Raw genomic sequence first — 12,660 nt, forward strand, 5'->3', positions numbered from 1 at the left:
ATTCGAAGGGTGCCGCCGGGTTGGACTAAGCCATTGCCGGTGATGAGCCGGTCCTTGTAAGTGACGACGATATTCATCCTGTAATCCCCAAAGTGTGAGTGTTAGCCAGATCATACGTGCCGCAGGCGGCGAAGAAGATCGATTATCTATCGGGTAGTCCTTCGACGATGAATTCCTGGGGGTGTTCGGCGAACTGGAGTGTGTCACCTCGGTTAATGATGGTCTGTCCCTTGATGAGAATTCGGTTGATCCAGCAGAAACGCCCGGCGGCGGGGATGAGGATCATTTCACCGTCGTGGATTTCAATGCGGGCGTGATTTCTTGAGACCGTCTTGTCGTCGATCACCAGATCGTTTTCCTTGGCCCGGCCGATGGACGTGCCGACCGCGAAGAGGTACACCACAGGATGTCCATCGGCGGTCAGGCAGCCCACCTTTTCCCAATCATCCACACCATCTTCCGGGTCGTGGGAAGGAAGCATGACGTGAGGACCATAATTTTCTTTGCGGTAGTGGCTGGTGGCAGTGAGGGAAAGGTCGGTGTGGCTCGCCGTGGTGGTGTCTGCCAGTGCCGCCGGGCTTTGGGATGAATACTCCATGGTTTGGCTCAGGTCAGCCGTGGGGCGTGGTTCGCTGAACCAGGCCGGCTGGAGGCTCACACCTGTTTGGCCGACGTCGACCTGAGGGAAATTGGGCCTGAGGAAATCATCCCTAACGATCGAGATGAAGAGCAGGGGCCCGATAGCTTCCCACCCTTCCTGCTGGACGATGCGCTGATAGCTGTGCTCAAGTTGCTCGCGGAGGTCTACGATTCCCCTCCTCGAGAGCTCTTCTATGTCTTCCGGGCTGAGCCGGATTGTCAGAATGGAAACGGACCGGCGACGCCCATCAGTTCCAGTGATATAGCCTCCGTACAAGCCTCGACGCAAGGCACGAAGGATGGTGTCCACGTTGCTTGCAGGGCCGAAGCGGCCCCGGCTGAAAAAACCAATGATGATGGAGAAAGGGCCGGGGAGCCGATAGTCGCGGTACACCAGTCGGTGCAGGATGATCATCGACGAGACGATGCCGATCAGGATGATCGAGGCCCAAATACCGAGCCCCGCAAGCAGGCTATCCATAACGCTCCCTTACCGTCCGGGTTTTCCCTGCCCTGATCCTGCGCAAGTAAACGGACCACCGCACCTACGGGTGACAGATATGTGTCAGAACCAGACAAGCTGCCCGTCGGCCTTGCCTTACGCATTACCCAGTTGAGCTCGGGGCCCGGAGCTATGGCGGACGATGAGTTCGCCGACCATCGAAGCCTTCCCCGCCGCAACACCGGCACAAGCGCCCACGAAGAACAGGACTAGGCCGTCCAGGTAAGTTGCACCACGCCTAGCATCCACGGCTGAGAGTGAACTGAAATTGTTCCTGGGTGCCAGCAAACGGTCGTTTTTGACAGTCCTTTGTACCTGACTTGGTGTTGTACCCCCGTTAGGGCAGCCGGATCTGCGGCGGGAGGGCGAGGGAGAACCTCTCTTTGTGTGCCTCCTGCGCGCGTTCGTCTGTTAGTAGGAAAGGTGCCAGGTCCGCGCGGGCCTGTTGAAGAGTCAGGGGGTCGGGTGCTAGGCCCCCGTACCAGGCTGCCACCGAGCCGTTGAACCAGGCTGCGGGGTCCAAATGGGTGAGTAGCCGTGAATCACGGCCGGCTGGGGTGATGCTCCAGTGTTCCGGCAGTGGGGATGGCAGTTTGTGGTCCGGGCCGAGGAGTTGGACGCCATGGGCGTCAGGGAGAGTGTGATGGACGACGGTGCGGCCGAGTCTGGGAACTCCTCCAAGTCGTGGGGAGCTGGAGGGCCAGCGCTGGGCAAGGAATTCATCCCAGAGGCCTTGTCCAAGACGCGCCCTCCGGATCACACCGTACTGGACATTGTCTGCCACCGATTCGAGAACACGTGTCAGGTCGACCACAGCGGGTTCCCAGCTGTCGTCAGGATCCAGCCGCCCGAAATACACGGTTCCCTCATAGCCGAATTCAACAATCCGGATCTCATCAGAACTTCGAGCGGAAACCAGGGTGGTGATCGAGTCCCAGCCCAGGCTGGTCCTGACAAGTGCACGGCGCTGTTCCGTGGTGCACTCGATGTTCGACCAGGCAGCACAGGCATAGTTTTTTCCTCCGGGGATTTGGCACCACTCAAGCGCTACGTCCATGACACCTTCCAGGGATCCCGGTGCCTGTATCCAATACGTAGGGCGCTGTGGATCGTAGTGGCCTTTTAGGCAGACGCCGGCCACGACTCCGAAGAGCGCCGCGTCCGGGTTGTCGACAGGGTTCGCGAATGTTGGAATGGCCCGCAGGACACCGCCCACTCCTTCGTTTGCAACCCTGTCCGCCAGGGCAAGGATTAGACTCCTCGCCTGTTGGGGGTCCTTGAGTCCATGGACCGTGATGACAGGTCCTTGTGGTGTGGCAGCAACCCCTCCAACACCGATCAGTGGCCCGGTGGGAACATCCAGTGTGCCCCAGACCCGTTCAAGCAGCGCAACGGCGTCCGCGCTGGAAAGGGACGACTCGAAAAGTGCGCGAAGCACGCTCATCTCCCGCAAGTCACGCAAAATCCCCTCAACGTAAATCTGCACCTCGTCCGGAGTCACCTTCACCGGGGTGCTCCCCCGACCTGCATCGTCATCTCAGCCATGCCCAACTATCTGCGGGAGTAAGAGCATTGGTCAACGCTTCCGATTCGCTATTCCAGGAATGCGAATTAGCCATCCCTGTGCACAACCAGAAATGGTCGTTATTGCCAATTCCCCGCGGGCGAAAAATATTCTGGAAAACATTGGCCTTCTATTGACAAGATGGTGAGATAGTGGTATTAGAGCAAGGGAGAAGTTGTCCCCCCGGTTCGTGACCGGATTGCTCACTAACCGGAAGGTCGAGCGTTCGAAACCCTGCGGAGCCACTTCATGGCTCTGTAGCTCAGGTGGGAGAGCGTCCGCTTGATTTAGGGCAAGGGAAGAAGGCTCCCCGCCGACTCATGACCGGACTGCCCACTGCGTAGCGCGTCAGGGGTTCGATTTCCCTCGCCTCCACAATCATGGGGCGTAGCTCAGTGGTAAGAGCGGCTGCTTGATTTAGGACAAGGGAGAAGTTGTCCCCCCGGTTCGTGACCGGATTGCTCACTAACCGGAAGGTCGAGCGTTCGAAACCCTCCGGAGCCACTCCATGGCTCTGTAGCTCAGGTGGAAGAGCGTCCGCTTGATTTAGGGCAAGGGAAGAAAGCTCCCCGCCGGCTCATGACCGGACTGCCCACTGCGTAACGCGTCAGGGGTTCGATTCCCCTCGCCTCCACAATCATGGGGGCGTAGCTCAGTGGTAAGAGCGGCTGCTTGATTTTGGGGCAAGGGAGAAGGTGAAGACAAACTCACGCCGTGGCCGGCGCAGCGTCAGGACACCAGTGCGTTTGTAGTCGCTGAGCAGGTAGATCGCCTTCATACACCTATACGAGGTCGCCTCGCTCAGCGGGTGCGAGCGAATGTGGAGCACATCCTTCACTGTCAACCAGTCCAACTTTCGCGCTGTTGCTGACCGAATCGAACTCCTGCGTGCCAGGGAACTCCATGCCGTGCTCGACGCTGAAAGCATCTACCGGCATCGCGCCTGAGTGCCTGCACAACTTGTCCCACACGATGCGGTACTGCGTGATGACAGACGGCTTGTAGTTACGTCGCTCCATCTCACCGATGATCGCCCCCACGAGATCGGCGACGGTGACAGTCCGGTCCTCCATTGCATCCCTCCGGCCTTGAGTGGTGGCGCTTATGCGTCACTCTTCAAAGGCTGGAACGTTATGCAAAGCGTCACCACCGGAGCCACCGCCAGGGAACCACCGATCCTGCACATGGGCGTCACACCTCTAGCCCTCTTCAAGCCAGGCCCATAAGCTTCGACCACCGGTAAACGATCGTGCTCAGGGGACCAGACATGCTCAAATACGATGAAAAGTCGCTGAAGCTGCGGCTCGAGCCACTTGACCGCTCGGCAAAGACAGCTTTCGCGGCCGCGTGTGCCCAGCGTTTGATGCCTTTGTATGACCGGTACGCGCGGCAAGTGGGCGACTCGTCACTCCAGCAGCGGCTGGCCGTCATCGTCTTGGCGGCCTGGGCAGCCGCCTCCGGCAGCGACGTCGAGGCGAGCCGCTTGGAGGCTGATGCCGAGTCGATGGTTCCGGATGAGGACGACGAGGGGTGGACCGCCGGTAGGGCCTACGCCGGCAACGCGGCCGCCGCTGCTGCCTATGCGCTTCGCGCCTGGCTCACCGACGACCCTCAGGAGGCTGTCTGGGCAGCTCGGCAGCTCTTTGATGCGGCAGATCTCGCTTACTTTCAGGCAAACCCCGGCGTCAGTTTCGTTACCGAGGAGGAGAATAAGGCGTCCTTGGAATCTCCAGTCGTGCAGTCAGCCATTTCCGCCATCCAACGGGACCTCGAGGCTATCGAGAAAGCGACACCGTGGTTCGATGTGCGCCAGAGGGCCGAAGCGGAGGGTAGTGATTGGGTTGAGGAGCTAATATGCAGCTGACTGACAACCATGTTGAGACCGGACAGATCACGCCTACAACGCACAACGTCCAGCTGCGCATAACCGGCGTACTCGGGTTGGAACCGGCCGGTCTTGAGTTCGAATACGTAGCGCAGCTGTTCGATGTGGAAGAAGCAGGTCGATGTAGAAGTCGTCTCCACCGACCTTCAGATGCACCTGCCGGCCGACGAAGGAGAAGGCGGGGCCGAGTTCGCGCAGGGTCTCCACGATTCGATCGGTCAGCCGTTGCTCCAGATCCCGTTCGCCGACTTCACCGGACAGGCGGAGAAATTCGAAGTTGTATGGGTCTTCGCTGCCTGTTGTGCCAGCTCCGAACCTGGCGTGGGCAGCAGGTCGATCGCCGGCGTGCAGTCGACGTGGCCAGCAGCGGGCAGGCATCTGTGCGCCTTTGGGCAATTCCTAATGGCCGCTGACATACAGCAAAGAAGGCCGCCATTCATCGCTGAAAATCACACCCAGCGGTTCCAGAGAACGATGAGCCGCCTCAGCAACATGTCTCACCTGCGACTATCTCAATTAGAGGAAAAGTGGCCTTTGATGCCCCGGCGCACCCCCATCGCCCTGCACCACCTTGGTTAGGAACAGCGACACGGCCGGCCTGTTCGATGCCGCAAGAGGGAGACCACGTTGCGAACCTGGGATGTTCCAGAACCTTAGAACTGGAACACCCGTGGTGGGACACTCCAATGCGGATCCGAATCGTCTTCATGCCGCGGAAGCTGACTTCTTCTCGTCTTGTTCCATCATGGCCGCCAAAGTTGCGTATAACGGGCACAAATTTCGGCAGGGCTTGGCCTGAAAGGTGGACATGCCCGCGTTTCACCGTGCAGCCAGGACCTCGGCTTGCAGTTGGTGGTACAGCCGCCACCAGCATCAAGACCGCTCTCATTCTCCATAGAAGTCATGCTGCCTGATCTCAGTACGTCGATGAATAAGCAAAAGCTAGTGACTGCTAGTCGTTCTGATATGCCCCATGATCGCTGGGCGGGTCCTCCGCGCAACCAGGGCGCTACCGCGCCGACCCCGGAACCGAAAACTTCTTCATCAGTCAGGTGGACCATTGCCTGCGGATGAAGTTTTCGCCCCGGCGCCGGTCCCCCAAGTTGCACTCCGGCCCCTGAACCCAGCGGGTGGTCCCCTACCAGAACGACACACACAACCAACAACCGCAGAAACACAGCAAACACAATGGGTGAAGGAAACCAGGGATCATGGAAAAGCTCACGATCACAACACCATCAGATGTCCTCAGCTTCATCGGCCACACCCTGGGCTTCTGGCCCCAGGAAAGCCTGGTCTGCATCACCTTGAACGAGAACAGCATCGGTGCGACCCTGCGCATCGATCTCCCCCGCCAACCAGGCCAGGAACTCCCCTACGCGCGCACCGTCGCCCACTACCTCACCAGCGACACCACCGCCACATCAATCCTCTTCGCCGTCTACACCAGCGAAACAGCCCCGGAGGGACAAGCCAGACCCCACGCTGGCACCATCGCCGCTCTCACCGGGGTCCTGGCTGAACAGGGCATCACCATCCGGGACGGGCTCTTCGTCGGCGACCAAACTTTCTCCCCCTACGACGGCGAACCCGGCACCAGTCTCGCCCTGCCCGTCAGCTCCACCCAGACCAGCGCGATCAACGCCGAATTCATCTACCGCGGCAGCTATATAGAATCCACCGACCGCGTCACCCTCCCCACCGCCGGTCATGAAGAAGCGAAAGCGGCCGCCGTCGAACACCATATGGAAGCCATCGCCGCCCAACCAGCCGGCACCGCGCTCCAGCAAGGCAGGAAGCTTTGGGGTGACATGCTCGCGTCCACGGCTTTTCCCAGCGACGATGATTGCCACGCCCTGGTCGCGAATCTTCAGTTCCCGGCGATCCGGGACCGGCTCATCGCGGACATCCCGGGAGTGGACGAGCCGATGCAGCAGATCTTGTTTGCCCAAACGGACCAGGCCCCGAAGTGGTCACGCATCGAATGGGCCCAGCAGCTGCTCCTTCATGCCTACACCCGTACCAGTGCAGAACATGCAGCACCGGTCCTCACTGCAATCGGCTACATCAACTGGTGGGAAGGCAAAGGCAGCAAAGCCCACCAATTCCTCCAACTCGCCCTCGACAACGACCCCGTCTACCGCCTCGCCCGCCTCAGCGACCAAATGATCGGCTCAGGCATTGTCGCCGGCTGGAACATGAACAAAGACACCGCCTACCGAACACTGCCCTTCGACCTGCGGTAAAGCACTACTGTCAATGCCAGCAGGTCAAGCGTGCCAACGCCACGCGCACGGATCCGCAGCGAACCCGCTTTTTGACCCCTCCTCCGCCAAAATAATTGGAACCAACCGACAGCCGACGTTATGTCAAGCTAGACTCAGAAGGAGTGAAAAGAGGGCTCTAAAAGTGCGTGTTTGCAGGACTAAGGCTGGTGAGCTGCCTTAGCCCTCGCACTCGATGCAGTATGAATGGCCGTTGCTTTCCCGCGCTACCTGCGACCGGTGCCGGACGAGGAAACAGGAATCGCAGGTGAACTCGTCGTCTGCCTGGGGAATTACCTGCACGATGAGCTCGTCGGAGATGATTTCACCGCCTGGTGTCAGTCCCTCATCGAGCACGTCGGCCTCGTCCAGCTCGGTGACGACGCTGCGGGCATCCGGGGCGTTCGCAGACTGCAAATCCTCCAGGGAACGCTCCTGGGATTCCTTGACGTCGGAACGGACTTCGTCATAGTCGGCTGCCACTGAGGTGCTTCTTCCTTTTATCGTCTTGTCTGATGGTCCTTTCGGACGAGACGGTAACGTACGCGGGTGCGCGGTTGTTCCTCAGAACGCATGCCGGCGACATGGAGGCGTCTACTACGCTGCGCTGAGCAATGGCGAGGCCGGTAAAATAGCGGTTGACCGGCTTGTGGCCGTCCTCCGCAGTCCAGCCTTTGGCCAATCTCTTGCCGCCCCCACTGCTGCCGATCCGGCGGTGCGCTGGCTGCGGCGGCAGTTTCGGCCTGAAAAACATGCGCAGGTAAAGCTTTGTGTGCGCTGAATCGGGGACGGTTCGCGTGATAAACCTGCATTTTGCTGTGACCCGTCAACCTGGGGATACCGGGCGCTTCCGGCGGATGCGCTACCGCCACGGACTCTCACGATTCGCGGCCCCGACCAGACTCCCCCGACATATTCATCCCGGCACTGACCTCTTACATGCGCCGCATTTCAAATTGCCGGACATTCTAACTTCTTATTGCATACTATTGACGGCCGTAACAAGGCCAGTAGACGATGGGCTCGGAGCAACTGGGCTGGTCTTGACGTCGCGACGCTTCCAAAGGAATGGCAGCAAGTGCAGCTGACGACAAACCTGACACATCTATGTGATGGCACGACGCAACACTGCGCTCGGATCTCACAAATTAGTCGAAGTGGCGTAGGGATTGAAAAGAGCGATCAGTCGTTGGGTAAAGGACAATCGATGGCGGTTATAAGCGTGAGAACTAAGGCTGCGGCGAACGTCTTACGTGGATCGGCGAATGGAGGCGTAGTTGCCTTTCGGGGCATCCGATACGCCGAAACAGAGGGTGGAACGCGCTTCGGCCTGCCCCACTCGGTCCACGACCAAATAGATGTTGATAGCCTCGCAGGGGTTCCCATCTTTCCACAGTTGCCCAGCAGGCTGTCGGCTGCCATGGGTCGCGGTAGGAAAGAGAACCCTCAGTCCGACGGCGCATTTTTCCTTAACGTGTGGACTCCGCAGAACGCGGATAAACTGCCGGTGCTGTTCTTCATACATGGTGGGGCTTGGACCACAGGCGGTGGGGCGCAGGAATGGTACGACGGTGCACGGCTGGCTAGCGAAGGCGTGATCGTGGTGACGGTGAACTACCGGCTTGGACCCCTGGGGCACCTCGTTCAAGCTGCCGACGAGGGTACGCACCTTCCCCTTGCGGATCTCCTTTGTGCCTTGCGGTGGGTGAACGAGCACATTGCCGGCCTCGGCGGAGACCCAGATCAAGTCACAGTTGTTGGCCAATCCGCTGGGGCTTGGTACGGTCACCTGCTGACTGTTCTGCCCGAGAGCCAGGGGCTACTGAGACGTGCGGCTCATTTAAGCATGTCCAAGCGCGCACTCTGGAGTCCAAGTCGGCAGCGTCAGGTGTACAGCATGGTTATTGGCGCCCTGAACGGGCGCGACCCAGCTATGGTCCCGACCGGCGAGCTTCTCCGAGCCGGCGCCAAAGCAGTTGCCGGTACCCCAACTTGGCCCCCGAGTTCTAATCAAGGTCTCGGATATGTGGGTTCGGGCTATTTGCCCTCCATGTCTCCGGGCATTCCCCGCAAGCTTCTGAATCCTCTTTGGTCAGCGTCAGCATGCCATGCTGAGGCCGTCCTGTTCCGCTATACGGCAGAAGAATCAGCGATGTTTTTCTTCAACTCTCCCAGGGAGTCGAAGGCAACTCCCGAACAAGTTGATGAGCTGCTAGCAACCTGGGACCCGGCAGACTTGCCCCCACCCGGTCGCTTGCACCCGGTGAACATTCCAGAGTGCCCTTCGGGCGAACTGTCCCCTTATCAACGACTCGTTGCCCTGTCCTCGTGGTCCCAGTTTCAGCGTCTTTCCGAAGAACTCAGAGCCGCGTACGCCTCTGCTGGTATTTCAACTGAGTTGCATATTTTCTCGTCAAGGAGTCCTCAGCCCCGTGTGCTCGCTGGTCATTGTTACGACCTTCCTTTCCAATTCGGCAACCGTCATGCCTGGAGCGATGCACCAATGCTAAACGGGGTGGATGACCAAACCTTCAAGGAAACATCAGAAGAGCTGATTCATCAGCTAATCGGCTTCGTCCAAGGCGGCGAGCAAAAGGGATAGGCCGGGAGGTGAGAAATTATCACAGCCTCCCGAGTCAAGACGCTGTTCTGTGCCGATTTAAAAGTGCGCCATTAGGACGGACGGTTGAAGACTGAGCCGCCCGTTCCAAACATTCGGTGAGTGATCCCGGTGGAGGATTGGTCGATTATCCGGTGGTTGCATTAGGCCGAGGGGTAAGTCGATGAGATCGCAAGCGGCGCGGCCGGGTGTCTTCAGAATCAATGCTGACGCAGCCGAACGCGAATGCCGTCGAGCTGCTCACCGCCAGGCGCTGATTCTCAAATCCACCTGACCCCGGCCCGCGTGGTCCCAGATGGCGACGTGCTGGGATTGCGAAACAAGTTGCCCATGACGTCTACCGCCGCAAGATCGAAGAACAGGAGAAGTACCTGCCGGAAGTTCACGATTTGGCAGCCGCGCGCGGTCCTGAAGAAGTCAAAGGAGGCTAATCAGGCCTCATGTACTCAGTCGCGTCTACAGGTGGAGAATGACTCGTTGACCACTCCCCCATGTCACCAAAAAGCAAATTCCTCCGTGAACCAAACACGTGTTCATCTCGTGCCGTTTCGACGGGAAGCTTTGTTTCTCACTACCTAGGCGCATATCAGCGAGCGACGGTGACGGACGGCTCGCGGATGTCGGTCTCGAGATCGGGCATGGCCCAATGACGAGCTGGCTCACGTGTCTGGCGCGGGGGCTGCCACGAGTGTTTTTGTTAGGGTGCAGCTATGGAGGATGTTGGCGCGGAGGGCACAATTGGCCGCAGAGCCACAGGTGTCGTCTTGGCAGCCGGGGCCGGCAGACGCCTCGGCATGGGCCCTAAAGCATTGCTGCCGTACCGCGGCCGGCCATTGGTTGAAGTCGTTGCAGCTAACCTGCTCGGTGGCGGTTGCCGGGAGGTAGTGGTGGTTCTCGGTGCCGGGGCTCCCAGCGTGGCGGCCATCACCGACCTGAACCGTTACCGGGTCATCATCAACCCCGACTGGTATACGGGGATGGGCAGTTCGTTCCTGTCTGGTGAGAAGGCGGCGGACCCGGCCGACCATCTGCTGATCGCGCTCGTGGACCAGCCGGGGCTCACCCTTACAACAGTGGGACGCCTGCTAGCCTCCCACCGGCCTGGCCGGATCACCGCCGCCGCTTACCGCCGTCCGGGAACCACCGATACCAGGCGGGCGGGCAGGCAGAAGTTGGGGCTGCACCGCGGACATCCCTTGCTCATCGACGCTTCCCTTCGCGAATCGGTGAGCGTGACGGTGAGTGGCGATGCCGGTGCCCGCGGATTCCTGCAGGCCCACCCGGACCTGGTGGACGAAGTGGACTGCAGCGACCAGTCCACTGGTGAGGACATAGACACCCCGGACCAGTTGCGGCTTCTCGACTAGGGCGGAATCCCTCATCCGCGCAGGCACACCGTTCGTCAAGGGAATGGATGTGCGGCGCGACGATTGCGGCCGTTCAGACACGGGTGTCCACCGATCACCGGCCACATACGAAACTCCGGTTTTCAGGGCAGCGTTTTCCGCGCCCCGTTAGCGCGTTCTCCGTTTCAACATCACGGTCCGTCAGTCCCCTTCTGGCGGAGACAAAGACCGCCCATGCTGGCTTTGAACGGCGCTCAATGTCAGCGATTGCAGCGTGCGTCTCGTTAGGGTCCCGCTCCCAACTACTTTTGACGCTCATCTCCTCCGAGGCCGCGATGGATCCGCCCTGCGGTCTCGGTCAGGCGCTCACCTGTGCCGCCCCAGCGGTCGGCCACGAATTCGGCCGCGATGGACAGCGCGGTTTCCTCTGGTGTACGAGCACCGAGATCGAGGCCGATCGGGCTCCGCAGGCCAGCCAGTTCGTCGTCGGTGAGCCCGGCATTCCGGAGCCGCTCGGTGCGGTCCTCGTGCGTGCGCCGTGAGCCCATCGCACCGACGTAGGCGACCTCGGGGAGACGGAGCGCGACCTCGAGCAGGGGCACGTCGAACTTCGGGTCGTGAGTGAGCACGATGACGACTGTCCGCCCGTCCATCCGGCCAGCCTTCTGCTCGGCGGTGAGGTAGCGGTGCGGCCAGTCGACGACGACCTCGTCGGCTTCGGGGAACCGGCTGGTCGTCGTGAAGACGGGTCGAGCGTCACACACGGTGACGTGGTACCCGAGGAACGCCCCGACCCGGGCGACCGCGGCAGCGAAGTCGATGGCGCCAAAGACGAGGAGCCGTGGCTTCGGCGCGAACGCGCAGACGAAGACGCGCATCCCCTCGCCGCGTCGCCCGCCGTCGGGGCCATAGGTAAGCACGCCGCTGGTGCCGTGTGCCAGCAAGCCGAGCGCGTCTTCGCGGACCGCGTCGTCGGCCTTGGACCACCCGATCGAGCCGCTGTCGGACTCCGGGTGGACGACGAGGCGCCGCCCGATGCACGCCGGGTCGGGGTGGTCGATGACGGTCGCGATGGCGACCGGCCTTCCCTCGTCGAGGTCGGCGGCGACCTCGCCGAGCTCAGGGAAGGTCTCGCGGGAGACCGGTTCGACGTATACGTCGAGGGTCCCGCCGCAGGTGAGCCCGACCGAGAACGCATCATCGTCGGAGACGCCGTACCGCTCCAGGACCGGCTCGCGGGACTCGACGACCGCTTGGGCAAGATCGTACACGGCACCCTCTACGCAGCCCCCGGAGACCGACCCGACCGCGGAGCCGTCCGGCCCGACCAGCATTGAGGCGCCGGGCGGTCGGGGCGCGGACCGGAAGGTCGCGACGACCGTACCGACGCCGATCGTCTCGCCCTGCTTCCACCAGGCGAGCAGTTCGGGGAGGACCTCACGCATGTGCCACCACCTTTACAACCTCGGCGTACGCTGCAGGCGAGTCTCCCGTGACGCAATCGTCCCCGTCTGCCAAGACAGCCAGCACGCCCTGCGAGACGGGCTCGCCTCGGACCTTGCCCCGGCGCGGGCCGCCCCACACCACTCGATACGCGGCGCCGTGCAGGTGCTGAACCTGCTCGGTAAGTGGTGCGGTGTCCCAGGTCTCGATCGTCTGGGGCGCGGCCTGGGTGAGCCTGTGCGCGAGACGAAGGAGCCAACCGGCATCGCCGCTCATGGAGCCCCCGGCATGGACAGGCAGCTCGTCGCGGCGCGGGCGCAGGTTGCGGGACGGGCGGAGGTGGACGACCTGCGCGGGCTGGCCCATTCGGCACCCCCGGTGCAGAAGGTTCGGGCCG

Annotated in this window: 11 protein-coding genes and 2 pseudogenes; 5 read left to right on the forward strand and 8 right to left on the reverse strand. The window is 61.0% G+C overall.

All coding sequences use genetic code 11. The annotated features are described in order from the left end of the window. Positions 1–142 precede the first annotated feature (142 nt). From AC5RTT_RS03945 to AC5RTT_RS03960, 4 genes are all read right to left on the reverse strand, one after another. The gene (locus AC5RTT_RS03945; protein WP_494144085.1) at positions 143–1,120 is read right to left on the reverse strand and encodes an FHA domain-containing protein; all 978 of its coding nucleotides are present in this window, start codon (positions 1,118–1,120) and stop codon (positions 143–145) included. A gap of 358 nt (positions 1,121–1,478) precedes the next feature. Next, positions 1,479–2,648: a hypothetical protein gene (locus AC5RTT_RS03950; RefSeq protein ID WP_494144086.1), complete on the reverse strand. Its 1,170-nt coding sequence runs from the start codon at positions 2,646–2,648 to the stop codon at positions 1,479–1,481. 709 nt (positions 2,649–3,357) lie between these two features. Continuing rightward, positions 3,358–3,483, reverse strand: coding sequence for a hypothetical protein (locus AC5RTT_RS03955; RefSeq protein WP_494144087.1), 126 nt, complete (start codon positions 3,481–3,483; stop codon positions 3,358–3,360). 4 nt (positions 3,484–3,487) lie between these two features. Further along, complete coding sequence (locus AC5RTT_RS03960; RefSeq protein WP_494144088.1) at positions 3,488–3,778, reverse strand: hypothetical protein; 291 nt, start codon at positions 3,776–3,778, stop codon at positions 3,488–3,490. 194 nt (positions 3,779–3,972) lie between these two features. Between AC5RTT_RS03960 and AC5RTT_RS03965 the strand changes: the two genes are divergently transcribed. Further along, positions 3,973–4,569 (forward strand): DUF416 family protein, encoded by a 597-nt coding sequence (locus AC5RTT_RS03965; RefSeq protein WP_494144089.1) that lies wholly within the window; start codon positions 3,973–3,975, stop codon positions 4,567–4,569. A 62-nt stretch (positions 4,570–4,631) separates the two neighbouring features. Here AC5RTT_RS03965 and AC5RTT_RS03970 read toward each other — a convergent pair. Then, positions 4,632–4,904: pseudogene (locus AC5RTT_RS03970) on the reverse strand (PDDEXK nuclease domain-containing protein); the annotation flags it as partial. A gap of 897 nt (positions 4,905–5,801) precedes the next feature. On the opposite strand from AC5RTT_RS03970, the gene AC5RTT_RS03975 reads away from it, so the two are divergent. Then, entirely contained in the window at positions 5,802–6,836 is a 1,035-nt protein-coding gene (locus AC5RTT_RS03975; protein WP_494144090.1) for a DUF4192 domain-containing protein, read from the forward strand. 198 nt (positions 6,837–7,034) lie between these two features. Here the strand turns inward: AC5RTT_RS03975 and AC5RTT_RS03980 are convergent, their stop codons facing one another. Then, a complete protein-coding gene (locus AC5RTT_RS03980) occupies positions 7,035–7,337 on the reverse strand; it encodes a DUF4193 domain-containing protein (RefSeq protein WP_494144091.1) in 303 nt (100 codons plus the stop codon). Between the two features lie 724 nt (positions 7,338–8,061). Between AC5RTT_RS03980 and AC5RTT_RS03985 the strand changes: the two are divergent. The 3 genes and pseudogenes from AC5RTT_RS03985 to nboR form a co-directional block, all read left to right on the forward strand. Further along, a pseudogene (locus AC5RTT_RS03985) lies at positions 8,062–8,724 on the forward strand (carboxylesterase family protein); the annotation flags it as partial. A gap of 27 nt (positions 8,725–8,751) precedes the next feature. Next, a complete protein-coding gene (locus AC5RTT_RS03990) occupies positions 8,752–9,456 on the forward strand; it encodes a hypothetical protein (RefSeq protein WP_494144125.1) in 705 nt (234 codons plus the stop codon). A gap of 728 nt (positions 9,457–10,184) precedes the next feature. Beyond that, on the forward strand, positions 10,185–10,841 hold the full coding sequence (gene nboR / locus AC5RTT_RS03995; protein WP_494144092.1) for a nicotine blue oxidoreductase: 657 nt from the start codon (positions 10,185–10,187) through the stop codon (positions 10,839–10,841). 281 nt (positions 10,842–11,122) lie between these two features. Here the strand turns inward: nboR and AC5RTT_RS04000 are convergent, their stop codons facing one another. Together AC5RTT_RS04000 and AC5RTT_RS04005 are read right to left on the reverse strand one after the other, a co-directional pair. Beyond that, a complete protein-coding gene (locus tag AC5RTT_RS04000) occupies positions 11,123–12,265 on the reverse strand; it encodes an XdhC family protein (RefSeq protein WP_494144093.1) in 1,143 nt (380 codons plus the stop codon). Then, positions 12,258–12,629, reverse strand: a complete 372-nt coding sequence (locus tag AC5RTT_RS04005) for a hypothetical protein (RefSeq protein ID WP_494144094.1) — start codon at positions 12,627–12,629, stop codon at positions 12,258–12,260. The genes AC5RTT_RS04000 and AC5RTT_RS04005 overlap by 8 nt, the downstream gene beginning before the upstream one ends. Positions 12,630–12,660 lie beyond the last annotated feature (31 nt).

It is taken from the genome of Arthrobacter sp. Y3221157 (assembly GCF_059089865.1).